Consider the following 25072-nt stretch of genomic DNA (forward strand, 5'->3'; position numbering starts at 1 on the left):
GTCGCAACGCATGGCTGTTTCAGAAAAACAGAATAAAATCCGGCTCTACAAGGTCGCGAAGGATTTCAACATTTCGCACGACACGTTGATCGACTTTCTCTCGAAGAAGGGGTTCGACGTCAAGAATCACATGTCCATCGTCGACGACGAAATGCTTGAAGTCGTTTCGAAGCATTACAAGAAGGACAAGGCCGAAGCCGAACGCCACGCGCGCAAGCGCCGGGAATTCGACGAGCAGGACCGGAAGCGCCGGGGCGAGGACGAGAAGCCCGAGAGCGAGGAACAGCCCGCTCCGCCGGCCGACACGGTCGTACAACCGCCCGCAGCGGAGGTCGAGCCAGTCGCGGCGCCTTCCGCCGAGCTTCCCGTCGAAGCCGAGACCGCCGCTGTCGAGACGGAACCGGTGGTGATGGAACAGGAGACCACGCCCGCGGCCGAGGTGGTCGAGACCGTGCACGCGGAAGCCCCCGCGGCGGTTGTTGTGGAGACGCCTCCCGTGGCCGAAATGCCCGAGGTCGTGCCCGCACCCCCTGTCGCGGAGACCGCGCCTGTCGCGGAAGCCACGCCGCCGGCCGACACCACGGCACCTGTTGAAACCGTGCCCGAGGCAGTCGAGACGCCCGCTGACGAAACGGCTCCCGTCGCCGAGGAAACCGCTGCGACCGAAGTTGCGGCCGATGTACCTGAAGAACCCGTCGTGGTGAAAAAGCCCGAACTCGACGTCTCCATCCAGGCCAGTGTGCCGAAGATGGGACTCAAGGTGCGCGGCATGATCGACCTCAAGGCGCTCGCCGAAACCAAGGCGCGCGGCGAGAAGTCGAAGGACGCCGCCGGCAAGGAAGGCGACGACGACAAGCCGAAACACAAGAAGAAGCTCAAGAAAAAAATCGTCGCCGGCGCGCCCGCGCCCACCGAGGAGACCACCGACGCCGACAAGAAAAAGGTCGTTGCGAAGAAGGTCGTCGGTAAACGCGGCAAGGCGAAGGAAGTCGACGCCGAGGAAGTGGCCGGCGCCATCAAACGCACCATCGCCGCGATGGGCGATTACGGCGCCTCGTCGGCGCGCGCGTCGGTGCGCAAGAAAAAACGCGCACGCCGCGAGGAGAACGTGCGCCGCGAAGTGGAACGCGCGGAGACCGAAAACCGCGTGCTCAAGATCTACGAGTACGCGACGGTGAGCGAAATCGCCGGCCTCATGAACGTCAGTGTGCCCGAGATCATCTCGTCGCTGATCGGCCTCGGTGTCATGGCGTCGATCAACCAGCGCCTCGATCTCGACACCATCACACTCGTGTCGTCCGAATTCGGCTTCGAGGTGCAGACCGTCGAACTCACCGAAACGGATCTCACCGAGGATCTGGTGGACGAGGAGGAGACGCTCGTTACGCGTCCGCCCATCGTCACCATCATGGGTCACGTCGATCACGGCAAGACCTCGCTGCTCGATTACATCCGCAAGACCAACGTGGTGGCGGGCGAGAGCGGCGGTATCACGCAGCACATCGGCGCCTACACGGTGGAACTCGATTCGGGCCGCAGGATCACCTTCCTCGACACCCCGGGTCACGAGGCCTTCACCGCCATGCGCGCCCGCGGCGCCCAGGCCACCGACATCGTCGTGCTGGTGGTGGCGGCCGACGACAGCGTCATGCCGCAGACCCTCGAGGCAATCAGCCACGCGCTGGCCGCGAAGGTGCCCATCATCGTCGCCATCAACAAGATCGACAAACCGAACGCGAACATCGACCGCATCAAGCAGCAGCTCAGCGAGCGCAATGTGCTCATCGAGGAGTGGGGCGGCAAGTACGGCGCGATTCCGATATCGGCCAAACAGGGCACCAACATCGACATGCTGCTCGAGCGTATCACGCTCGAGGCCGACATCCTCGATCTCAAGGCGAATGAAGACCGTCTCGCCCGCGGTGTCGTCATCGAATCGAAACTCGACAAGAAGGGCATCGTGGCCACGGTGCTCGTGCAGAAGGGCACGCTGCGTGTCGGCGACGCCTTCGTCGCGGGCAATGAATACGGCCGCGTGCGCTCGCTCATGGACGAGCGCGACAAGAAGGTGCAGATTGCCACTCCGGCCACGCCTGTGCAGGTGCTCGGCTTCAACGGCATGCCGCAGGCGGGCGATCTTTTTGTGGCTGTCGAATCCGACCGCGAGGCGCGCCTCATCGCCAGCGAACGCCAGCAGATCAAGCGCGAATCCGAATTCCGCAGCCAGCGCCGTCAGACGCTCGACGACATCTCGGCCCAGATCAAACTCGGCGGCGTCGAGGAACTGTCGCTCGTCGTCAAGGGCGATGTGGACGGTTCGGTTGAAGCGCTCTCCGATTCGTTGCAGCGGCTGTCGACCGACGAGGTGCGCGTGCGCGTCATCCTCGCCAACGTCGGCGCCATCTCCGAATCCGACGTGCTGCTCGCGTCGGCCTCGAACGCGATCATCATCGGCTTCCACGTCCGTCCGAACCTCAACGCGCGCAAGCTCGCCGAGGCCGAGAACGTCGACATCCGCCTGTACGAGATCATCTACGACGCGATCGACGACGTGAAGAAGGCCCTCGAAGGCCTGCTCTCGCCCGAGGTCAGCGAGCGCATCCTCGCCACCGTGCTGGTGCGCGAAACGTTCAAGATCTCGCGCCTCGGCACCATCGCGGGATGTTACGTGCAGGACGGCAAGATCACGCGCAACAACCGCGTCCGCCTCGTGCGCGACGGCATGACGATGTTCAACGGCTCGATCAGCTCCCTGAAGCGATTCAAGGAAGATGTGCGCGAAGTGGACACAAACTTCGAGTGCGGCATCAGTCTCGACGGATTCAACGACATCAAAGTCGGCGACATCATCGAGGCCTACGAACGGGTCGAAACGAAGAGAACCCTGGCCTAAGACGGAGCGGTCATGTCTATCCGTACGGAACGAGTGGCGGGTCTGATCCGCGAGGTGATCGGCGGCATGCTGCAGCGCGATATCGATACGTCGGGCTACGGTCTGCTGACCGTCACCGACGTCATCATGGCGCCCGATCTGAAACTCGCGAAGATCTACATCAGCCACTACCATTCCGACAAGACGAACGAACAGGTGCTGGCCTTCTTCGAGGAGCATCACAAGGCCATTCGTATGGAAATCGGCCGCTCGGTGCGGCTCAAGTTCACGCCCGAACTGCGCTTCTACATCGACGAAACGCTGAACCGCGTCGAGCGCCTCGAACAGTTGCTCGGCCGCATCCACGAGGAAGAAAAGAACCGGTGACGGCACACGGCGACATGGACTCCCTCATGGCCTTCCGGTCGGACGACGGAGGCATGCTGCTCGTCGACAAACCGCGCGAGTGGACGTCCTTCGACGTGGTGCGCAAGGTGCGTGGTATGTTGCGCGTGCGTAAGATCGGCCATGCGGGCACGCTCGATCCTCTTGCCACCGGACTGCTCATTCTCGCTTCAGGCAGGCATACAAAGTCCATCGACGGCTATCAGGCGCAGCAAAAGATCTACAGCGGCACGCTGCTGCTGGGTGCAGTGACAGCCAGTTACGACGCGGCCACGCCGCCCGTCGACGAGCGCCCGCTCGACGGCATCGACGAGACCACCATCCGCGGCGCCGCAGCGACATTTGTCGGCGCGCAGATGCAGGTGCCGCCGATGTTCGCGGCGCTGAAGCAGGGCGGCCGCCGGCTCTACACGCTTGCCCGCGCGGGCATCGACGTGGCGCGTGAACCGCGCGCCGTGCACATACACCGTTTCGAAATCGAGGCGGTGGAATTGCCGCGTGTCACATTCACGGTAGAATGTTCGAAGGGCACCTACGTGCGCTCGCTGGCGCATGATCTGGGCCAGGCACTCGGCTGTGGCGCCTATCTCGAAACGCTCCGGCGCGAGGCGATAGGGGAGTACCGCGTGGAGAATGCGTGGACGCTCGAACAACTCTCGGCCGCGGCGGAACTGCTGCGCCCGGCGCAGACGGAGGCGGTCGATGCGGGTCGTTAACTCCCTCCGCGAGGCCGGCGCCACTCCCTCGGTGCTCACACTCGGCACCTTCGACGGGGTGCACCGCGGACACGCGGCCATCATCGACACTGTGCGCGCCGAAGCGCGGCGCACCGGTCTGCGCTCGGTCCTGCTCACCTTCGATCCGCATCCGCGCGAAGTGCTGCGGCCCGACAACGCGCCCGTCCACCTGCTCACCACCATCGATGAACGCCTGCGCATCTTTGCCGGACACGGTCTGGACCTCTGCATCGTGCTGCCGTTTACACGCGATCTCTCCATGCTCGAGGCCGACGAATTCTTCCGCGACATCATCGTCGGCGCGCTCGGCGCGCGCGAGGTTGTTGTGGGTGTGGATCACGCCTTCGGGCGCGGCCGCGGAGGACGTCTCGACGCGCTGCGCGCAATGGGTGTCGCATCGGGCGTCGGTGTCACCGTCGTTCCCGAACTCGTCGAGGACGGTGTAAAAGTGAGCAGCACCTCGGTTCGTACCGCGCTGCTCGACGGCGACGCGGCCCGCGCGGCGGCGCTGCTCGGGCGCCCCTATTCCTTCGAAGGAATCGTGCGGCGCGGCGACGGCCTCGGCCGCACGCTCGGTTTCCCGACCGCGAACATCCATTCCGACACCGGCCGCAAGCTCATCCCGAAGCCCGGTGTGTACGCCGTCACCGTCGTGGTCGACGGCGTCGAGCGCGGCGGCATGTTGAATATCGGACGCCGTCCCACCGTCTCCGATCAGGAACACCTGAGCGTCGAGGTGCATATTTTCGATTTTCATGGCGACCTCTACGGCATGAGCGCCGAAGTGCGGCTCGTTGCGCGTCTGCGCGACGAGGCCCGTTTCGCCTCCGCCGTCGAGCTGGTCGCCCAGCTTCACGAGGACGAGCGCACCGCGCGCGCCCTCGTCCGGTCCATGACACATCTTACAACTGAAACCATAGAACACCGTTAATCACAGGAGCATCAACCATGCCACTCAGCAAGGAACGGATCGCCGAACTCATCACGAAACACGGCGCCAACGACAAAGACTCGGGCCGCCCCGAGGTGCAGATCGCGATCCTCACGGAAACCATCAACGGCCTTTCCGGACACTTCGACAAATTCAAAAAAGATCATCACAGCCGCCGCGGCCTGCTCAAAATGGTCGGCAAGCGCCGCCGCCTCCTCGCGTACCTGCAGAAGGTGAACATCGAGCGGTATCGCCGCATCGTGAAAGAACTTGACCTCCGCAAATAACAGTCGCTTTCACGCCACAGGGATTCATCGCAGGATATCGAAATCATGATTACAAGAAAAGAAATTGAAATAGGCAACAGAACGTTGGTGCTCGAGACCGGGCGCTTCGCCAAACAGGCGAGCGGTGCCGTGATGGTCACGTATGGCGAGACGATGGTTCTGGCCGCCGTGGTCGCATCGGATCAGCCGCGCGAGGGGGTCGACTTCTTCCCGCTCTCGGTCGAATACCGTGAAAAGACCTCGGCCGCAGGAAAGATCCCCGGTGGCTTCTTCAAGCGCGAGGGCCGTCCTTCCGAAAAGGAAATCCTCACGGCCCGCCTCATTGACCGGCCGATCCGCCCGATGTTTGCGGATGATTTCCGCAACGAGGTGCAGATCGTCTGCAACGTGTACTCGCACGACCAGGAGAACGAAGGCGACGTGATCGGGTGCTGCGGCGCCTCCGCGGCCCTCATGCTCTCGGGCGCGCCCTTCGACGGTCCGATCGCGGAAGTGCGCGTCGGTCGTGTCAACGGCGAGTATCTCATCAACCCGACAACAACCGATTTGAAGGAATCCGACATCGAACTCGTCATGGCCGGCACGGCCGACTCGATCCTCATGGTCGAGGGCGAATCGAAAGAGATCTCCGAGTCCGATATGCTCGGCGCTCTCGAATTCGGGCACGCGTATATCAAAAAGATCTGCGCCGCCATCGTGGAACTCGCCGCCGAGGCGGGCAAGCCGCGCCAGACGGTGGAAGCGCCCGTGCTTCCCGAAGGCATGTATGAGGACGTGAAGGCCCTCGGTGAGGCGCGCCTCGTCGAACTCGCCCGCACTGTGCTCGCCAAGGAAGAACGCAGCGAGGCCACCAAGGCCGTGTACGAAAGTGTCGTGACCGAACTTGCCGAGAAGTATCCCGAGCAGGAAGGCACGATGAAGAAGCTCTTGAAGGAGATCGAGAAAAACGCGATGCGCGAAACCATCCTCACCGATGGCAAGCGCCTCGACGGTCGCGGTACCCGCGACATTCGTCCGATCAGCTCCGAAGTGGGACTGCTTCCGCGTGTGCACGGTTCGGCCCTCTTCACCCGCGGCGAGACGCAGGCGCTTATGTCGTGCACGCTCGGGACGAAGCAGGACGAGCAGATGATCGACGGACTCATCAAGGAGTTCAAACGTTTCATGTTGCACTACAACTTCCCGCATTTCTCCGTCGGTGAAGTTGGCCGCATGGGCTCCACCAGCCGCCGCGAAATCGGCCACGGCAACCTGGCCGAGCGCGCGTTGAAAATGATGATGCCTCCGGACGAGGAATTCCCGTACACGATCCGCCTGCTCTGCGACATCCTCGAGTCCAACGGCTCGTCGTCGATGGCCACCGTGTGCTCGGGTTCGCTCGCGCTCATGGATGCGGGCGTGCCGCTGCGCAAGCCGGTGGCGGGCATCGCCATGGGTCTCATCAAGGAAGGCGAGCGTGTGGCCGTGCTCAGCGACATCCTCGGCAACGAGGATCATCTCGGCGATATGGACTTCAAGGTCGCCGGCACGCGTGACGGCATCACGTCGTTCCAGATGGACATCAAGATCAAGGGCATCTCGCTGCAGGTCATGGAAGACGCGCTCAACCAGGCGCGTGAAGGCCGCATGCACATACTCGACAAGATGGCGGAAACGCTCAGCGTGCACCGCGAGGATCTCTCGAAGTACGCTCCGCGCCTCACCACGATTTACGTGCCTGTCGACATGATCGGCGCGGTGATCGGACCGGGCGGCAAGGTCATCAAACAGATCGTGGCCGAGAGCGGCGCCGAGATCAACATCGACGACGACGGCCGCGTGATCATCGCGGCGGTGGACGGCGAGGCCTCGCGCAAAGCCGTCGAAATGATTTCGCGCATCACGGCCCTGCCGGAAGAAGGCGAGATCTACACCGGACCGGTGAAAAAGATCACCGACTTCGGCGCCTTCGTCGAAATCCTCCCCGGCAAGGAAGGCCTCCTGCACATCTCGCAGCTCGAACACCGCCGCGTCGCGACGGTCGACGAAGTGCTGAAGGTGGGCGACATGGTCACCGTGAAGCTTCTCAAGTTCGAGGACAACGGCAAGATGAGTCTGAGCCGCAAGGCCCTGCTCCCGCGCCCCGAAGGCATGCCCGAGGAAACCGAAAGCGATTCGCGTCCGCCCCGCGGCGACCGCGACCGTGATCGCGACCGCGGCGGCGACCGCGGCGGCCGCAAGCCCCGACGCAATTAATACGCAGGCGGAACACAGCCGCGTTCCTTCACGGGGACGCGGCGTTCGCCGAAACATCAGAATGAACACGAACTACACAACAATCACACAGTAACCAGGACCGGAGCAACAATGCCACGCGTGATTTTTTCGATCACATACGCCGTAAAGCCCCAGGCCCGGGAAGAGTACCTCGAGACCGTCAGCGCGCTGAAGAACTACCTCACGCTCGAACGCGGAAAGGACTACTCGGTCTTCGAAGTCAAGGGCAAACCGAACCAGTTCAGCGAAGTCTACATTTGTAAATCCGTCGAGGAATTCGACGCGCTGGAAGACGATTCGGATGATGTGACGGATCAGCTTATCAACCGCATCGTGAACGATTTTGTGAAAGACGGCAAGACCGAGTATAAAACACTCATCGAGACCGTCTGACGGCGTACGCCAGGCAGTGCAGGACTATCGAGTCCTGCACCGCCCGGTACGGCGTGTGACCGCCTGCAAAATTCTGCATCAACATGACGACGGAGAGCGGCCTGCCCGACGGGGGGAGCACGTACACGGACAGCGCACTCACTCCGCTCACCGTCCCGGTTTTCCCGCGCACATGGCGCGCGCCCTCGGCGTTGACAAGCCGCCGCGCCAGAGTGCCGCTTGTGCCCATCACCGCGAGTGACGCCACGTACCTGTCGCGCTGCGGACTGCGGTACATGCCGCGCAGCAGCGCGCCTATCGACGCGGCCGAGACCAGATTGTAAAACGACATGCCCGAGCCGTCCACGAGGCGCACGGCCGCGGTATCCACACCCATACCCGCCCACAGCGCGCGGCCTGCCTCGATGCCCGCGGCGGTTGATCCGGCGCCGCCCCGTTTCACCGCACCAACGTGCTTCAACAGCAGCTCGGCCGCGAGGTTGTCGCTCTCGACATTACACTGCGCGACGGCCTCGTCCAGGCGGTGTGTCACCGCGCCGACACGCGACGCGCGCGCGGGCACCATCCCGCGCTGCACCGCGCCGCCGTCGTGCAGTTCCACACCCGCGCGCTTCAGCGCCGCGCGGAGGCGGCAGACGAAGGTCTGTTCGGGCTGCCTGTCGGCCACGTCCTCGTGTTCCGTCGTGCCTCTCTGCACGGTGCCGTGTATCACGATTGTGGTGCCGAGCGGATCGCCGCCGATCTCGAAGCGATCGCGCGCGCCGCTGCGCGCACTGCTCCGTATCACACCCAACACGCAGGGATCGACGTCCGTCACGGAGACGGGTTCGCCGTCCTTTGCGGGTGCGGCGAGCGCGAGGCGGCGCACACCCCCGTTGCTCGCAAAAGCGCTGAGCACGGGCGCCGACACCGAGGGCAGATCGTCCCACATCCAACCCGGACCGTAGGACAGCGTGTCGAGCGCCGAGCCGTCGAGTGCGAGGGCCGCGAGACGTGTCACACCCGCGGAGCGTATCAAGTCCGCCAATTTTTGAATATCTTCACTGCGCAGCAGCGGATCGCCGGAAGCCCGGATCCACAGCGTGGCTCCGCCCCCAGCGCTGCTGTCGATATACGCGGCCGTTTCGAAGGCGAAGTCGCGCGGCAGCCCAAGCAGTGCGGCCGCCGTGGTGAACAGCTTGGTGTTCGAGGCCGGACGCAGCAACAAATCCGTATTCCGCGAAAACAAAACCGAACCCGACTCCATGTCCACTATCTCCACCGCTGCCAGCGCCCGTGTGAACAGCGGCGAAGCCAGCTCGCGCTGCACCGCGGCGCGCAGCCGTTCCGCCGCCTCGTCCCGCGTCTGTGTGGACACCTCTGTTGTAATGATCAGGAGCAGCGCGGCCGCGGGCAGGATGTGTGCGAGGCGGGATAATCGTTGGACGGGATTCATGGCGGCGGTGTTTCTGTGTGGGATGCTGTGTGTGCCGCGGGCGGATGCGGCTCCGGCTGCCGACAGTCTCGAATACGCGGCGTTTGCCGTGCGCCTGCGCGCGGTGTTTACCGAGGAACAGGCGCGCGCCATCATATCGAAATTGCCGCCGAAGTGCAAGGTCTATGGCTACGACATCGGCGACATCTCTTCCGATTCGCTGCCGGACGTGGTGCTGTCGTACAAGGCCGACGACGCGCCGCGGCGCGAATTGGGCGTGGCCATCTTGCTTGCGGAAGGGAAAGACTTCAGGCCCGTGCGCACACTGGCGCGCACCTACATCTCCGAACCCATCGAAGTGGGCTTTTCCATCGACGAGGGAGTGTGTCATATCACACGGAAACGCGGCGAGTACAATTGGGAGATCACCGGGTACACCGCGCGGGGCGGAGTCTTCCGGCAGGCCGATTATTGGGAAACGAGTCGTGTGCGCTCCGGCGGTGCGAGTGTCGGATTCGAACAGCACACCGATTTCCGCACACACCGCAGCAGCGAATCGTATTACCGGGTCAGCGACGGCAAGGTGCTGCTGAAACACGAGGCCACCGCGCTGCCCGTCTATCCTGTTGGAACAAAAATTTCGTCGGACGACGCTATCCCCATTGCTGACACCACGTACCGGTCTTTGGTGAAAGGATCTTCAAGCTGGTCCGGACCCGACGACTGCGCACTTTTTTCCTCCGCGGTGTACGATACGAGTCACTTGTATCTGACCTTTCGCGTGCTGGACGACCGCCTGCTCAGCGGGGCGGATCCGGAGCACAGCGACCGCATGGTCCTGTGTTTTGATCCGTCCCTGCAGAAAAAACTCGAGGGCACGGGAAAAACGCGTGTACCGGATGAGAATACGCTGCTGCGCATCACCGTACTTCTGGGCGACGGAGCAAAGATGCCTCCCGTGGTTATGGTGTCCGCCCCGGCGGAAAAAGAGAAGGACAGCCGCCGGCCCGTGTCGCGTCTTGTCAAGGCGAAAGTGGAGAAGGAAAGCGGGGGAGTGTACATGGTGACCTGCACCGTGCCGCGGCAGATGTTTCCGCGCGACGCCATCTCCATTCCTTTCAGCGCGGGCTATTACGACATCGACATGCCCGAGCATCCCGAGTGGGTCACCGTCGCCGCCACCTCCGACGATTTTGATCCCGCGCGTCCCGCCACCTACGGTCGTCTCTACCTCCTCGAAGCCGGCGCCGTGCCCTTCGAACGTGAAAACCTGAACGTCCGATCCCTCCTTGCCCGAATGCAGCGTGCAGGTGTTGTGGGCGGATAGTTTGGAGTAGGGAGTAGGGAGTTGGGAGCGCGACAACGAAGCAGTGTCACGCCGAGCGGAGTCGAGGCGCGACGGCACTGAATCAGACGATCAGACGATTGGAATATATAAAACCCGCCGACCCGATTCCCTGCGTTGTATTCGGCGCATGCGTAACCCAGGGATCTCATCCGCAGGGGCGACCGGCGGTCGCCCTACGCGTACAGCGCCGCGATCAGACGACCGGACGCCCCGATTCCCTGCGCTCCGTTCAGCGCCGCATGACCGTCATCAACCGCGAGACGGTCGCGTCACCGGTCGTAAGTGTGCAGCGATACACTCCCGCGGGAAGCTGTGTGACGTCGAACGTGACCGCGTGTCGACCCGCCGCAAGCGTTTTATCGACGACGATGCCCACGATGCGACCGAGGAGGTCCGTGACGAGGAAACGCGTCTGCCGCTCGGCGGGCAGATGGAAGCCGAACGTCGTCGTGGTCGCCGCAGGATTCGGATGGTTCTGCGCGAGTTCCAGCGCACCAGGCACCGCTGTGATAAGGACGGAGAGCGGCCGGTACGTCGTGCGTGTTCCGTCGTGGTCCATCTGCACCAGGCGGTACTCCCACGCACCCGGCTCCGCGCGGTCATCGGTAAATGTGTACGTGTCTCCGGCGGCTCTGCCTGCGGCGATGTAGCCGATGTCGGTCCATCGCGACTCGTCCCGTGAGCGTCTTTCAACGATGAAGCCGGCGTTGTCGCGTTCGTTCGCCGTACGCCAGAACATACGAACCGTTCCTCCGACATGCTCCAACGTGTAGACCAGCAGGTCAACCGGCACGCGCGAGAGTGAATCTGCGACGACGAAGGGCGAGAATGCGGTGATGCCTGATGCGGACACCTCGAATGGACCCGTGCCTGTGGCGGGTGTGGGTGCGCGCTGCGGCACCCAGCCGTTCCCGTCGAATCGTGCGACAAAACACGACAGGGGGTGGAAGCCCGGAAGCTCATCCTGCGCGTTCCACTGCAGTCGCAGCGTCACGTCGCTCCCGCCGACGAAGGCCTCGGTCACGTGCCAGGTCCGGTTCACGGCATTGCTGTCCACACCGAATCCCGTCGCGCCGTGCGTACGCGCGGAATCGGATAGACGTATCCGATATTCGTCGGCGCTGCCGCGGTTCTCGATCCAGGCGGGCGTGTACGAGCCGGCGCGTGTCCCGACGGGGAACAGAACCGGTCCGCTGCGCAGACCCGCGCCCAGACCCGCCTGACGCAGCTCCCCCGCGCCGTTCGTGATCACGAACGCGTTGCTGCCGGCCGCGGTGATGGCGGCGGTGGCCGTCAAGGCGAGGTTGGCGCCCCCCAGCGTGATGCAGCCGTCCGCGAGTTCGAGGGCGTGTGTGATTATCATGGAGCCGCTGAGACTGATGCCCGCGGCATTGTCGAGGCGGAGCTTGGTGAGACTGATCGCAGGCACCAGGTCCGGCTGCCGTGTGCCGGCGGGGATGTAGACGGTGTCTCCCGGCGTCGGGATGGCGCACGGATTGTCCCAATTCGAGGGATTCGTCCAGACACTGTCGGCGGTGCCGGTCCACGTCAGCACATACGGGAAGCCGTTCCACACCGTGATGTCGCTGTCATTTTCCACACCCACCGTGGGCGGATTGCTGGCGACGATGCGCACGCGGTACCCTGTGCCGTGCACCGTCGCGCCCGAGAGCATCGCGTTGATTGTGCCGCCTGAGGTGCCGATCAGCGAACCGATCGCAACAGGCGCGGCGAAGCTGCCCGAAGCGGACGACACCTGCGCGGTGAAGATATTGCCGGATTGGTACGTGCCGTTGATGCTGAAATCGATCGGGAACGTCGTCCCCGTGCATTGCCGCGATAGAACACCGGTCACCGAGATTGTCCGTCCGCCCGTGACCGTGACGGTGTAGTCCTCGACCTCGCCGGGCGCACTGATCGTACCGCAGGGCAGGAAGCAGTACGGCCGGATTCCGCTGTTGTTGAGGCGGAAGCGCACCCGCCGCGGACCGTTGGCGATACCAGAAGGCGGGCTGATCGTTGTCGTAAATGTAGCACCGCCATCCGCGGTCGCGAGCCGGTACACCTCGGACGATGTATTCCCAAGTGTCGTGTCCTGGTCCCAGTCAATCCACATGTACACGGAATCCGCGGCGAAAGCGGCACCGTTCGTGACCGTCACGCCATACGACTGCCCGACCGCCACGGTGCCCGGCGGTACCGAAATCGAGTAATTCGAGTACCCCATGGCGTTGCCGCAGCCGCTGCTTTTATCGATGCCCACAAATTCCACCCGCGCGATGTGTTCATTGCACGATGTGGCGCCTCCGAGGCAGTAGGGCGACTGCGCCTCCGCGTCCGGCGCCAACAGACAAATGGCCGCGCAGATCGCAGCAATGATACACACGCCGTGTATGTGCGTGATAAACGAGCAATATGGATTCAGGGTGTTACATCCTTTCTGTGTGGAAGAAACAGCCGTGTGCGGACTGGATCAGAAGATACGCCACTGCCACGGCAATCGCACATCGACCGGACAGCGGGAGCGGGACAGCGGGACAGCGGGACAACGAAATGGTGTCTCGCTGAGCGGAGTCGAAGCGCGACGGGAGAGCGGGACAGCGGGACAGCGGGAGAGCGGGACAGCGGGAGAGCGGGACAGCGAAATAGTGTCTCGCTGAGCGGAGTCGAAGCGCGACGGGACAGCGGGACAGCGGGACAGCGGAACAGCGGGAGAGCGGCCGAAGGCCGCAGGAAAAAACCTCCGTTGCCTCCGTTCCTCCTGTGTGCTTTTTTCTACGCGCACCACCCTATCGTGCGACAGCGGGGTAGCGGGAGAGCGGCCGAAGGCCGCAGGAAAAAGCCTCCGTTTCCTCCGTTCCTCCTGTGTGCTTTTTTCTACGCGCACCACCCTATCGTGCGACAGCGGGGTAGCGGGAGAGCGGCCGAAGGCCGCAAGAAAAAACCTCCGTTTCCTCCGTTCCTCCTGTGTGCTTTTTTCTTTGCGCACCAGCCGCGCCCTGCGTCTTACGGAAACTTTTTTGCTAATCCAATATAGAATCCATTGCTGTCATGTGATGGATTCCTTTCCACACCGCTTGTATTCCCATTTGAAACATGAACATGTCTCAGCCCGAATAAAATTGAATAGCTGTCACACGCCCGGATCTCTGTACCAATTCCATATTTGGTCATACCATTTACTGTGGTTCCTACTCGTGCATCCCGGTCCGTCGGCTGTGGAAATTCGTTAAAAAAGTATGACAGACCCCCTCCGGATTCAAAAAACAACGTCATCCGATCGTTGTTGAGAAAATAGAAACGTGCAAAGGGAATAACGGATAGTCCCAGCGTCCTGTTGAAATTGTCGGTGGGATATAAAACATTAAACTCTAATCCCATTGACATAAAATCACGTAATAAATAATTTAATCCCGTACTGTTTTTAAAAAGGAAAGTGCCGGGATATTTATATCCCCACGAGCATCCCAATTCATTAAACACTTCAAGTCTCTGTGAAAGTGCGGGATTGTTTTCGGTCACCAGCAGGCAAATGCCGACAACACCGGCGGGCACTATAAATCCCATGGACGTATGGAGCTTCAGCGGCTCAAATCCCAAGGGATTATCATACCAATGATCTCCCACCGCATACTGCGGGAAAGCCCTGCCCGGGAGCAGAAATAGCAGGACCAAAACAATCTGGACGTGTTTTTTCAACCTGTTGCTTCCTTCAGACGTTCCGTACCGACACAAACCTACACCATTCTCCTCGATTTCGCGAGTGAGAAAATTCATCAGCGTAGAAATCCATCCTTAGGTTCAAGAATCTAGTACAATGGGTAAGTGGAGAAATTCCGTATCCTGGATCCAATGATGTACACACGATTGTAAAAAAGAACAAAAAAATACTTGTTCTCGCCCGGTTGTGAGGAAATGCTCAGCTGATATTGCCAATGAGGCAAAAGAGTCAAGCGTGTACAATCAGCCGGGAAATACGGTATTATGCCGTGAAACAGGAACGATAATCGGTTTTCAAGCGCTAGAGGGGAGTACGGCTTGCGCCATTTCCCGGCAATCGAGCTCTGCACTGGATATTTCTCTTTTTTTCTTCTACAACACAGATATCTAGCGTTTGTATACACTGTTCGCAACCGACAAACAACAGTACCACAGGTCAGCACACCGCTCGAATCCGGCAACACACGATGCAAGATGTCGAAAGCGGTGTTCGAGTCGGACGCTCGGCATTCCCATCCGCATCGCACATCCACCAATTCCAATAACACACACTGCTATTGTAGGAAAATGCTCGTACCGTCGGACGAACGGTAGTACCAGCCGGACAAATCGCTGCCTGACTCGCACAAAACACCACCCAAATCCGACAATACGAACACCCAAGCGCGGAAAACGGAGTCTGCGTCGGACGAACTGAGTCCCGCGCTGGATAACCAGCACCTTCACTCTGACGATACGCTCTTCGAAGTTCGTGAAACACTCTTCGCGGCCGTCAAATGGATCTTCTAAGCCGGCAACCAACACCTTCACTCTGACGAAACGCTCTTCGAAGTTCGTGAAACACTCTTCGCGGTCGACAAACGGTAATTCTACGCCGACAGCCGGCAGTTTCACTCTGACAAAACGCTCTTCGCAGCCCGTGAAACGTACTTCGCGGCTGACAAACGGTGCTTCCATTCCGCGAAAAAGGAGTTTGCAGCGGACAAAAAGTACTTCGCGAGTTCGGTGCCTATATGTGCAGGTTCGTTGCGAGTACTCTCACACGTGTTTCCGCACTTTGTGAGTTCTGTCACAGGAGTCTCAATTGTGGAACCGGTGTTTGTGACTTCGGTGCGCAGACTCTGCGACTTCGTTACAGGACCTGTAAACACCGCTTCCGTAGTCTGCGAGTTCGGCACCATAGTGTACAAGGGCGTCACATACATTGTGACTTCGGTAACACTACTCCGCGACTTTGTCACCGGTCTCTGCGACTTTGTTACCGTACTCTGCGAGTTCGCTTCAGTACATATTTGTGGTGTTCGCGTGGTGTGAGTTCAGTCACCGGGTTCTGCAACTTCGGTTACAACACTCTGCGAGTTCGTTCCGGTCATGAAAAATCGTGTCACCGATCTCTTCAAGTTCGTTCACATACTCTCAATCGTGTTTCCGCACTTCGCAAGTTCGGTCACAAGAGTTGTATCGCGTGTCACCATACTATGTTTTTCACATTCCGGCAACAAAAAATAATGGAGTACTTGCTCCTGTACCGCTATATTTGTGGCAACAACTCTGGTGCGCGATGCAGCTTCCATTCACCCCGGAACAGTTTTTCGCCGTTTTTACGGCCTATAACGATACAATCTGGCCGATGCAGCTCGTGTTGTACGCGCTGGCAGTCGTGGCCCTGGGGGTGGCGCTGCGGGGTGGCGGGCGCAGGCAGTTTCTCGTTCCGCTGTGCCTCGGGCTGTTGTGGCTGTGGTCGGGCCTGGTGTATCACATCACCTTCTTTGCGCCGGTCAACCCCGCGGCGTCTCTGTTCGGAGGCGCATTCATCGCCGAGGGACTCCTACTCCTGTACGTCGCCTGGCGGAGGCCCGGAAGCTACAGTTTCTCGCTCAACCCATACTCCCTCGGAGGAGCGGCGCTTGTGCTCTACGCGCTGCTTTTGTATCCGCTGTTGGGGACATTGGCAGGACACCAATTTCCCGCCGCGCCCAGCTTCGGCGCGCCCTGTCCGTTGGTCATTTTCACCTTCGGTATTCTCCTGCTCGGTCGAGACATTCCAAAAATCTTGCTCATCATCCCCGCGCTGTGGTCACTCATCGGTTTCACAGCGGCACTCACGATGGGTGTGTACGAGGACGTGGGACTGCTGGTCGCGGGCGTGCTGGGCACGACGCTCGTACTACGAGCGTCGCGGCGTCATGGCGTTGCGGCAGCAGGCATGGGAGCCCGACACCGACCCGGTCGCTGAATCCGTTTTCTGAGGAATGGGCGCCGGGACATCGGAACAGTGGAGCAGTTTCATACTGATTCAGGACTGGTAAGGCACACTGAAAATTGAAATTGCAGTTTTCAATTTTCAGGGTATTTTTATTCCATGATTCACGGTGATGCATGGATGAAACTCTCGGGAGCGGTACTCGATCTGTGATTCATGACCTACCACACCATCCATAGTCTCCTTCAAACATCTTTCGCACAGTCCGGTGCGACGGTGTCCATACCCGGATCGGATATCACGATACACCGCTCGCGCTTCACCTCGACGGCGTGGGATCTGCTGCCCGGCGCCGCCACGTATCGATGCCGCGAACATGGGGTGGAGTTTTCAGAGGACCCGCAGGTCCGGAATAGTGATGCCGCGCTTCCGTATCCTGATCCGCTGAACCACGGCGATATCGACATACGCGAGAACAGGGAATTCGAATACACCATCTTCTCCAAGGAAGGAGCCGCGCGCGCCGAGGACGTGATCCTGTTCTTTCACGGACTCAACGAACGCTCATGGGACAAGTATCTGCCCTGGGCCTACCGGCTTGTTGAACGAACAGGGAAGACCGTGATTCTTTTCCCGCTGGCGTTTCACATGAACCGCGCGCCGTCCGCATGGGGCGAGCCGCGTCCGATGAACGCGGTGTCGGCCTTACGCCGTGGCCGCTCTCCCGCGCTCGTCAATGCGTCCTTCGCCAACGCGGCCATCAGCACACGGCTCGAGACGCGGCCGCAGCGGCTCCTCTGGTCCGGCTTGCAGACCTTGTACGACGTCGTCTCCCTGATCGAAGACATCCAACATGACACACATCTGCACATAGCGCCCGGTGCGCGCTACGATATCTTCGCCTATTCGATAGGGTGTTTCCTGAGCGAAATACTGTTGCTCGCGAATCCGGGGAAACACTTCGACGCCAGCCGCGCCTTTCTCTTTTGCGGCGGATCAACGCTCGACCGCATGGCGCCCAATTCGCGTTTTATCCTCGACAGCGACGCAACCATCGCGCTGTATTCCTATTACACCGTACGACTCGAGGCCGAGGAGCGCCTGGATCCGCGCATCGCGCATTACCTGAGTGAGGCGCATGACGCCGGTCCCGTTTTCCGCATGCTCCTCAGCTATCAGAAACACAAAGCACAGCGCGAGCAATGGCTGCGCGAACGCGGCGCGCGCATTCACGCGGTGGCCCTGCACAACGACGAGGTGGTGCCGCCCATCGAAGTGATCAACACCCTGCAGGGCGACCAGCGCGATATCCCCTGCACCGTGGATGTGCTGGACTTCCCGTATCCGTACACACACGTTGTGCCCTTTCCACTACAAGGCGCAGCGGAGGACGATGTGAACCGGTGCTTCGACGATGTATTTGACAGGGCCGCGGGGTGGTTATCGTAGCAAGGTGGAAAAGGGGGAAGAGGAAACTGTGTCACCCCGAGCTTGTCGAGGGGCGACGGAACGTGTCACAAAACACAGGAGGAACGGAGGAAACGGAGGTTTTATAAACGCGCGTTGCCGCCATGCTGTAGCGCCACGTGCCGTTCCCGCGGGCTCGGCCGCTGTAGGAACGTGTTACGTGGATACGTGTCACCACAAAGCTGTGTCAACCCGATCCGCCGCTGGCGGACGAGGGGCGACGGAACGTGTCACAAAGCACAGGAGGAACGGAGGAAGCGGAGGTTTTATAAACGCGCGTTGCCGCCATGCTGTAGCGCCATGTGCCGTTCCCGCGGGCTCGGCCGCTGTAGGAACGTGTTACGTGGATACGTGTCACCGCAAAGCTGTGTCAACCCGATCCGCCGCTGGCGGACGAGGGGCGACGGAACGGGGGAACGAGGAAAGGGCAAGGTGGTAGAGTGGCAAAATGGTTTTATCGCAAAGTGATATGTGACTTCTTCCAACGCATTACTGAATTCGATGTGGATCATACGCATGACAAATCCTCAGGCACTGGCACTCGTCAGATTTATACACACCGCGATATATATCGTGATGGTGGCGGCCATCGTTGTTCTGCTTGTGGCGGGCATCACGGGCTACAGCGGCATCTGGCTGTGGATCTCGCTTGGGCTGCTGGCGGGGGAGTCGGTTGTCTTCCTCGGCAACGGCAGGACATGTCCGCTTACCACCATGGCCGTCCGATACGGCGCCGAGAAGGGGTATGCGTTTGACACTTTCCTCCCCGAGCACTGGACGAGGTATACGTTTCGTTTCTTCGGCACGTTGATGGTGATTGGGTTGGTGTTGTTGGGGGTGAGGTTGGTAGCTGGGTAGGTGGTAGGTGGTAGATGGTAGTTGGTAGATCGATCTATTCGATGTGAGTGAGGAGACGGGAGGCAGGTACAACATCGTTGTCAGGATGGTTGCGAAAGAATTGTCAGCTATGTATTCTAAGACGTGAAAGGGCAGCTTCACTCTCAGGCACGTCGTGGTTGGGAACGAGAGACGAGGTAGAGATGACACGGCATTCATCCATCAAACGCACATTCATGAGGAGGCAGGTGATGTCCACACGTAGAGTGATTGGAAGCATCTGGATCGCATTTTTCTGCATTGTTGGGGCCGCTGGAGAATTGAGCGCGCAGGACGAGGCATCAGCCAAATGTGGAATACCAGTGAGTGTCGGACCGGGGAAACAATCTATCGACAGAACGAACTGGTTCAACCGACCAATACTCGGATACGCTGACGGGTCGTGTCTTCTTTTTTGGAACGACCAGAAGGCGGATAGTGATACCTCGTTTCTTGTTCGAGACGTCATGTATATGCAACGCGTCCGGTCGGACGGGATGTTTCAACTGCCGCTGGGTGGTGTGGAATTGACCGAGGACGTCCAACCACGAGCAGCATCAGGGATTTCGTTTATCGCTGTGGCCACAGGGCAGGACTTTGTCGGTGCCTTCGCGCACCGCGGAGATAGTGTCTGGCACGCGGAGCGATTCGATTCATGGGGTGCACGGATCTGGAGCCTCGAGCGTTCATTTCAGGGTATATTGCCCCAAAATATTTGGTTCGCGGCCTGCAACGACGGCCGCGACGGGATTTTTACGGCAAAGACGAGAGCGGGATTGACTGTTGATCGCATCGATGCGGGTGGTACACGTGGATGGGGATCAGACGGTTTCCCGGTCCCTACGAAGACAAAGGGGAATGGAACCTATGTGCTCTCGATGGCGCCGGACGGGCACGGTGGTGTTTACATCATGTACTTCGACCAGAACCCACCCGGCGGCGGGACCGAATGGATTCAACCGGACACATGGATACAGCGTGTCAGTTCCGACGGCATACATTGGTTTCCGACTGGCCGCCTTATGTGTCGTTGGGTGGAGACCTTCGGCGAGAGTATGAGCGTTGACGGCCTGGGAAACATCGTGGTGCTTGCGACAGAGGAGCCTCACCGGAATCGGCTTCGTGTTCAGAAATTTTCGCCCGCGGGGAGCCGTCTATGGGACACCGCAGGAGTGCTACTATATCAGTCGTCCTACATCAACCATCAGGCCGTGATGCTTCCCGACGACGCAGGCGGCCATTTCATCGCGTGGTACGAGTACACCGGTACCATCGACGATCCCATTCAACAATCGTATTTGCGCGTACAACGGATTGATGAAGAAGGGCGGAACCTTTGGGGAGCGGGTGGAATTCAGCTCGCGTCCGGGTGGATGGGTCTGTGGAACGGACGGCCGCAGTTGGTGCGAGACAATGAAGGCGGTGTCATTGTTCTCTGGTACACCGGATACGCACGAAAAGATTCTGTTGTGTACGAATCCGACATCTACATGCAGCGGCTCGACGGAAATGGGAGGAAGTTATGGGGCGCAGAAGCCCGCCCCTTGTGTGATGTTGAAGGAGACCAGGAACCCGTATTTGCTGTGTCGGACGCGAACGGAGGAGCACATGTCCTGTGGGGTGATGGGCATAAAGGAAAAAATGACTGGGATGTCTATTACACACATGTCGCGGGTGATGGGCGTGTCTCGACCGCGGATGAAACTTCGCCAAGTCCAACTGACAGCCAAATAGAAATCTCGCCGAGTGTGGTGTACGGCTCAGCGCGGATCACCATGACAACCAACACCGGGGATCACGTCCGTGTGTCGGTGCATGACCTGCTCGGGCGGGAGGTCGCTGTTCTATACAACGGCGAGTTGGCGCAATCGCACCGCAGTTTCGTGTTTTCAACACACGAGTATTCCGGCGGATCGTACCGGTTGGTTTTGCAGACCGAATCGGGGTCGAAGAGCATCCCTTTTATAGTGCTGCGCTAGGCCTCGGCCCGACAGTCCTCGAGCATGCCGGGCAGTACCGCGTGTACGCCGTTTCCGTTCCTCCTGTGCTGTGACACGGTGACACGTAACACGTATCCACGTAACACGTACCGACAGCGCGGCCCGCGGGAACGGCACGTGGTGCAACGACAGAGCGGCAACACGCGTTTATAAAACCTCCGTTTCCTCCGTTCCTCCTGTGCTGTGACACAGTGACACAGTGACACAGTGACACGTAACACGTATCCACGTAACACGTACCTACAGCGCGGCCCGCGGGAACGGCACGTGGCGCAACGGCACATCGGCAACACGCGTTTATAAAACCTCCGTTTCCTCCGTTCCTCCTGTGCTGTGACACAGTGACACAGTGACACGTAACACGTATCCACGTAACACGTACCGACAGCGCGGCCCGCGGGAACGGCACGTGGCGTAACGGCAGAGAGGCAACACGTGTTTATAAAACCTCCGTTTCCTCCGTTCCTCCTGTGCTTTTGTGATACGGTGACACGTAACACGTATCCACGTAACACGTACCGACAGCGCGGCCCGCGGGAACGGCACGTGGCGTAACGGCAGAGAGGCAACACGCGTTTATAAAACCTCCGTTTCCTCCGTTCCTCCTGTGCTTTGTGACACGGTGACACAGTGACACGTTTTGTTCCAACCGCAATGAGCAGTATTTTCCACAATTACGGTAAACGGCATCGATCCTCATGACGAATCTCTTCTTCATACTGTCCCTTCTCTGCAGCGCCGCCCATCAGGGCGAGCCGCTGGCAGTGACCGGATTGCTCGTGTTGAAGGAGGCCAGTCATGGTGTGGAGGCGACAGCACTGCTGCGCCGCATCTTGCCGCTCCGATCGGGCTCGCACAATGTGGCGATACCGCCGCGCCCCGCGCACGACACGGCTCCGAAGCCGCATATCGACCGCTATTCCGTGGTCGAGGCGCCGGCACGGGAGTTCCGCGAGGCGGCGCTGGCCTGCCGCCCGATTCGCGCGCCCGCATCCGCATAGCGTTTCCTCTGCAGCAGACACCCCGTCTTTCACGTTCCCTGCGTCACTCTTTTTCTTAGAGGAATTTCGCCATGCTCGATTTCATCGCCAAGATGTTTGGCGGGAAAAAATCCGATCGCGACGTCCGGCTTATCGAACCATTCGTCGACGAGATCAATACCTATTTCGAAGAATACCAGTCCCTCACCGACGATGAACTGCGCGGCAAAACCGCCGAGTTCCGCGCACGCATCGCCGAGGATACACGTGAGATCGAGGAGGAAATCGCCGCGCTGCGCGCGCAGTTGCAGAGCGACGACTCGGCCGATCTCGACCGCGGCGCCCTGCACGACCGCATCGAACAACTCGACAAGGATCTGCACGAAACCATTCAGGACACGCTCGACGACATCCTGACACAGGCCTACGCCGTCGTCAAGGAGACCTGCCGCCGCTTCGTGGGCACCGAGTTCGACGTGGTCGGTCACAAACTCCTGTGGGAGATGGTGCCCTTCGACGTGCAGCTCGTGGGCGGCATCGTGCTGCATCAGGGCAAGATCGCCGAAATGGCGACGGGCGAGGGCAAGACTCTGGTCGCCACGCTCCCGCTGTACCTCAACGCGCTCGCGGGCAAGGGCGTGCATGTCGTGACCGTCAACGACTACCTCGCCAAACGCGACAGCGAGTGGATGAGCCCGATCTTCAACTTCCACGGCATCACCGTCGGTTGCATCCAGAACTGGATGGACTCGCAGCAGCGCCGCGAGATCTACAACATGGACATCACCTACGGCACGAACAACGAGTTCGGCTTCGACTACCTGCGCGACAACATGGTGATCGATCCCATCGACCTCGTGCAGCGGCCGCATCACTTCGCCATCGTGGACGAGGTCGATTCCGTGCTCATCGACGAGGCCCGCACGCCGCTCATCATCTCGGGTCCAATCGGCGACACCGATCACAAGTTCGACGAAATGAAACCGCGTGTCGACCGCCTCGTCAACGCGCAGAACGCCCTCGTTGCAAAAATCCTCGCCGAGGCCGAGCGCCTGCTGGCCGCGGGTAAAACAGAGGAGGCCGGCGTGCTGCTGTATCGCGCGCAGCGCGGCCTGCCGAAGAACCGCAAACTGCTCAAGATCTTCAGCGAGCCGGAATACAAGGCCCTCACGCAGCGCACCGAGAACTTCTACCGCTCCGACAACGCGCGGCGCATGCCCGAGATCATCGAGGAACTCTACTTCGCCATCGAGGAGAACAACCACACCGTCGACCTCACGGAAAAGGGACGCGAGTTCCTCGCGCCGTCGAAGGAGGACAGCGACTTCTTCGTGCTGCCCGATCTCGCCACCGAACTGAGCATGCTCGAAGGCAAGGGCCTCAGCACCGAGGAATTCCAGCGCGAACGCGACCGCCTGCAGAAGATCTACGCGGAACGCAGCGACCGCATCCACACCGTGCATCAGCTCCTCAAGGCCTACTGCCTCTACGAGAAGGATGTCGAGTACGTGATCCAGGACGGCAAGATCATGATCGTCGACACGTTCACCGGACGTATCCTGCCGGGCCGCCGCTATTCCGAAGGCCTGCATCAGGCCATCGAGGCGAAGGAGAACGTGAAGGTGGAAGGCGACACGCAGACCCTCGCCACCATCACGCTGCAGAACTACTTCCGTCTCTATAAAAAACTCGCGGGCATGACCGGCACCGCCGAAACCGAGGCGGGCGAATTCTATGAGATCTACAAACTCGACGTGGTGGTGATCCCCACCAACAAACCCATCGTGAGAAGGGACGACGAGGACCAGGTCTACAAAACCAAGCGCGAGAAGTACAACGCGGTGATCGATCTGATCGAGGACCGCCGCGCGAACCGGCAGCCCGTGCTCGTGGGTACCACCAACGTGGAAGTGTCGGAGACGATCTCGCGCATGCTCAAGCGCAAGAACATCCCGCACAACGTGCTCAATGCCAAACAGCATCAGCGCGAGGCCGAGATCGTGACCAACGCGGGTCTGCCCGGCGCCGTCACCATCGCCACCAACATGGCCGGCCGCGGCACCGACATCAAGCTCGGTCCGGGCGTGCGCGAGGCGGGCGGTCTGCTGATCGTCGGAACCGAGCGCCACGAGGCGCGGCGTATCGACCGCCAGTTGCGCGGCCGCTCGGGCCGTCAGGGCGATCCGGGTGCGTCGATCTTTTTTATCTCGCTCGAGGACGATCTCATGCGTCTCTTCGGATCCGAGCGCATCGCGAAAACCATGACCCGCTTCGGCGTGCAGGAGGGCGAGGTGATCTCGCACTCGCTCATCACCAAGTCGGTGGAGCGCGCGCAGAAGAAGGTCGAGGAGAACAACTTCGGCATCCGCAAGCGGCTGCTCGAGTACGACAACGTGATGAACCAGCAGCGCACCGTGATCTACGCGCGCAGGCGCCAGGCGCTGATCGGCGAGAACCTCAAGGACGAGATCCTCGACATGCTCGACCAGTACGCCGAGGATCTGGCCGAGAGGCATTACGACGAGGGCACGCTCGACGAGTGCCGCGAGGAAGTGCGCCGCAATCTCGTGGTGGATCTGCCCTTCGACCGCGACAAGCTGGACGTGAGCGGCAAGGCGGGACTGCAGGAGATCATCCGCACCGAGGCCGCGAATTTCCTCGCGCGCAAGGAGAAGGATCTCGGTCCGCAGTTGATGCAGAGTCTGATGCGCATGGCCATGCTGCAGGTGATCGACATCCGCTGGAAGGAGCACCTCCGCGAGATGGACGACATGAAGGAAGGCATACACATGCGCGCGTACGGCCAGAAGGATCCGCTCATCGAGTATAAGAAGGAGGCCTTCGAGCTGTTTGTGCAGATGACCGCGATGATCAACCAGGAAGTGCTCGGCATGGTGTTCCGCCTCTATCCCGTCAGTCAGGAACCGATGATGCGCCGCCCCAGCGCGCCGCGCGCGCAGGATCTGGTGACCTCGCATCAGGAGACGACGGGCATGGGCTACAGCGGCAACCGCGAGGCGATGCCCGGCCAGCTCGAAGCCCCCGAGGCGCAGGCCGGACGCCGCGCGCCCGTGCGCAAGGAAAAGGTGCCCGACCGCAACGACCCCTGTCCCTGCGGCAGCGGCAAGAAGTACAAAAAATGCCACGGCGCGGAGTGACCATGCGCCGCGGCGGCTGAGACCG

General features: G+C 60.5%; 17 protein-coding genes. 14 read left to right on the forward strand and 3 right to left on the reverse strand.

Going from position 1 to position 25072, the window contains the following annotated elements; translation table 11 throughout:
- Window positions 1–10: 10 nt before the first annotated feature.
- The 7 genes from infB to HY962_06635 all read left to right on the forward strand — a co-directional run bounded on the left by infB (window position 11) and on the right by HY962_06635 (window position 7881).
- Window positions 11–2893 carry a translation initiation factor IF-2 gene (infB, locus tag HY962_06605; GenBank protein ID MBI5646585.1) on the forward strand — a complete coding sequence of 961 codons (2883 nt, stop codon included), beginning with the start codon at window positions 11–13 and terminating at the stop codon, window positions 2891–2893.
- Window positions 2894–2905: 12 nt separating this feature from the next.
- Window positions 2906–3259: a 30S ribosome-binding factor RbfA gene (rbfA, locus tag HY962_06610; protein MBI5646586.1), complete on the forward strand. Its 354-nt coding sequence runs from the start codon at window positions 2906–2908 to the stop codon at window positions 3257–3259.
- Window positions 3260–3285: 26 nt separating this feature from the next.
- Window positions 3286–3993 carry a tRNA pseudouridine(55) synthase TruB gene (truB, locus tag HY962_06615; GenBank protein ID MBI5646587.1) on the forward strand — a complete coding sequence of 236 codons (708 nt, stop codon included), beginning with the start codon at window positions 3286–3288 and terminating at the stop codon, window positions 3991–3993.
- Entirely contained in the window at window positions 3980–4945 is a 966-nt protein-coding gene (locus tag HY962_06620; protein MBI5646588.1) for a bifunctional riboflavin kinase/FAD synthetase, read from the forward strand. Before truB ends, HY962_06620 begins: the two co-directional genes overlap by 14 nt.
- A gap of 17 nt (window positions 4946–4962) precedes the next feature.
- The gene (gene rpsO, locus HY962_06625; GenBank protein ID MBI5646589.1) at window positions 4963–5232 is read left to right on the forward strand and encodes a 30S ribosomal protein S15; all 270 of its coding nucleotides are present in this window, start codon (window positions 4963–4965) and stop codon (window positions 5230–5232) included.
- A 45-nt stretch (window positions 5233–5277) separates the two neighbouring features.
- Entirely contained in the window at window positions 5278–7467 is a 2190-nt protein-coding gene (gene pnp / locus HY962_06630; GenBank protein MBI5646590.1) for a polyribonucleotide nucleotidyltransferase, read from the forward strand.
- A gap of 111 nt (window positions 7468–7578) precedes the next feature.
- Window positions 7579–7881, forward strand: a complete 303-nt coding sequence (locus HY962_06635) for a hypothetical protein (GenBank protein ID MBI5646591.1) — start codon at window positions 7579–7581, stop codon at window positions 7879–7881.
- Here HY962_06635 and dacB read toward each other — a convergent pair.
- Window positions 7865–9316, reverse strand: a complete 1452-nt coding sequence (gene dacB / locus HY962_06640; GenBank protein ID MBI5646592.1) for a D-alanyl-D-alanine carboxypeptidase/D-alanyl-D-alanine-endopeptidase — start codon at window positions 9314–9316, stop codon at window positions 7865–7867. The genes HY962_06635 and dacB overlap by 17 nt on opposite strands.
- On the opposite strand from dacB, the gene HY962_06645 reads away from it, so the two are divergent.
- Window positions 9315–10622, forward strand: coding sequence for a hypothetical protein (locus HY962_06645; protein ID MBI5646593.1), 1308 nt, complete (start codon window positions 9315–9317; stop codon window positions 10620–10622). The genes dacB and HY962_06645 overlap by 2 nt on opposite strands.
- Window positions 10623–10872: 250 nt before the next feature.
- Here the strand turns inward: HY962_06645 and HY962_06650 are convergent, their stop codons facing one another.
- The gene (locus HY962_06650) at window positions 10873–13029 is read right to left on the reverse strand and encodes a T9SS type A sorting domain-containing protein (GenBank protein MBI5646594.1); all 2157 of its coding nucleotides are present in this window, start codon (window positions 13027–13029) and stop codon (window positions 10873–10875) included.
- Between the two features lie 620 nt (window positions 13030–13649).
- Entirely contained in the window at window positions 13650–14420 is a 771-nt protein-coding gene (locus HY962_06655) for an acyloxyacyl hydrolase (protein ID MBI5646595.1), read from the reverse strand.
- Window positions 14421–15924: 1504 nt separating this feature from the next.
- Between HY962_06655 and HY962_06660 the strand changes: the two genes are divergently transcribed.
- The 6 genes from HY962_06660 (at window position 15925) to secA (ending at window position 25047) form a co-directional block, all read left to right on the forward strand.
- Window positions 15925–16599 carry a hypothetical protein gene (locus HY962_06660; protein MBI5646596.1) on the forward strand — a complete coding sequence of 225 codons (675 nt, stop codon included), beginning with the start codon at window positions 15925–15927 and terminating at the stop codon, window positions 16597–16599.
- 243 nt (window positions 16600–16842) lie between these two features.
- Entirely contained in the window at window positions 16843–18015 is a 1173-nt protein-coding gene (locus tag HY962_06665) for a hypothetical protein (protein ID MBI5646597.1), read from the forward strand.
- Window positions 18016–18549: 534 nt separating this feature from the next.
- Window positions 18550–18891, forward strand: a complete 342-nt coding sequence (locus HY962_06670) for a hypothetical protein (protein MBI5646598.1) — start codon at window positions 18550–18552, stop codon at window positions 18889–18891.
- Between the two features lie 485 nt (window positions 18892–19376).
- On the forward strand, window positions 19377–20888 hold the full coding sequence (locus HY962_06675) for a hypothetical protein (protein ID MBI5646599.1): 1512 nt from the start codon (window positions 19377–19379) through the stop codon (window positions 20886–20888).
- Between the two features lie 719 nt (window positions 20889–21607).
- Window positions 21608–21910, forward strand: a complete 303-nt coding sequence (locus HY962_06680) for a hypothetical protein (protein MBI5646600.1) — start codon at window positions 21608–21610, stop codon at window positions 21908–21910.
- 71 nt (window positions 21911–21981) lie between these two features.
- Window positions 21982–25047, forward strand: a complete 3066-nt coding sequence (secA, locus tag HY962_06685) for a preprotein translocase subunit SecA (GenBank protein MBI5646601.1) — start codon at window positions 21982–21984, stop codon at window positions 25045–25047.
- The last annotated feature ends 25 nt before the right edge of the window (window positions 25048–25072 follow it).

It is taken from the genome of Ignavibacteriota bacterium (genome assembly GCA_016218045.1).
Lineage (GTDB): Bacteria > Bacteroidota > Ignavibacteria > SZUA-365 > SZUA-365 > JACRFB01.

What these genes read in the sequence shown, in the direction of transcription:
- HY962_06645 (MBI5646593.1), top strand. Translation starts at nt 9,315, where the DNA reads ATGGCGGCGGTGTTTCTGTGTGGGATGCTGTGTGTGCCGCGGGCGGAT.
- HY962_06620 (MBI5646588.1), top strand. Translation starts at nt 3,980, where the DNA reads ATGCGGGTCGTTAACTCCCTCCGCGAGGCCGGCGCCACTCCCTCGGTG.
- HY962_06670 (MBI5646598.1), top strand. Translation starts at nt 18,550, where the DNA reads ATGACAAATCCTCAGGCACTGGCACTCGTCAGATTTATACACACCGCG.
- HY962_06635 (MBI5646591.1), top strand. Translation starts at nt 7,579, where the DNA reads ATGCCACGCGTGATTTTTTCGATCACATACGCCGTAAAGCCCCAGGCC.
- truB (MBI5646587.1), top strand. Translation starts at nt 3,286, where the DNA reads ATGGCCTTCCGGTCGGACGACGGAGGCATGCTGCTCGTCGACAAACCG.
- dacB (MBI5646592.1), bottom strand. Translation starts at nt 9,316, where the DNA reads ATGAATCCCGTCCAACGATTATCCCGCCTCGCACACATCCTGCCCGCG.
- pnp (MBI5646590.1), top strand. Translation starts at nt 5,278, where the DNA reads ATGATTACAAGAAAAGAAATTGAAATAGGCAACAGAACGTTGGTGCTC.
- HY962_06675 (MBI5646599.1), top strand. Translation starts at nt 19,377, where the DNA reads ATGTATATGCAACGCGTCCGGTCGGACGGGATGTTTCAACTGCCGCTG.
- rbfA (MBI5646586.1), top strand. Translation starts at nt 2,906, where the DNA reads ATGTCTATCCGTACGGAACGAGTGGCGGGTCTGATCCGCGAGGTGATC.
- infB (MBI5646585.1), top strand. Translation starts at nt 11, where the DNA reads ATGGCTGTTTCAGAAAAACAGAATAAAATCCGGCTCTACAAGGTCGCG.
- secA (MBI5646601.1), top strand. Translation starts at nt 21,982, where the DNA reads ATGCTCGATTTCATCGCCAAGATGTTTGGCGGGAAAAAATCCGATCGC.
- HY962_06660 (MBI5646596.1), top strand. Translation starts at nt 15,925, where the DNA reads ATGCAGCTTCCATTCACCCCGGAACAGTTTTTCGCCGTTTTTACGGCC.
- rpsO (MBI5646589.1), top strand. Translation starts at nt 4,963, where the DNA reads ATGCCACTCAGCAAGGAACGGATCGCCGAACTCATCACGAAACACGGC.
- HY962_06680 (MBI5646600.1), top strand. Translation starts at nt 21,608, where the DNA reads ATGACGAATCTCTTCTTCATACTGTCCCTTCTCTGCAGCGCCGCCCAT.
- HY962_06655 (MBI5646595.1), bottom strand. Translation starts at nt 14,420, where the DNA reads ATGAATTTTCTCACTCGCGAAATCGAGGAGAATGGTGTAGGTTTGTGT.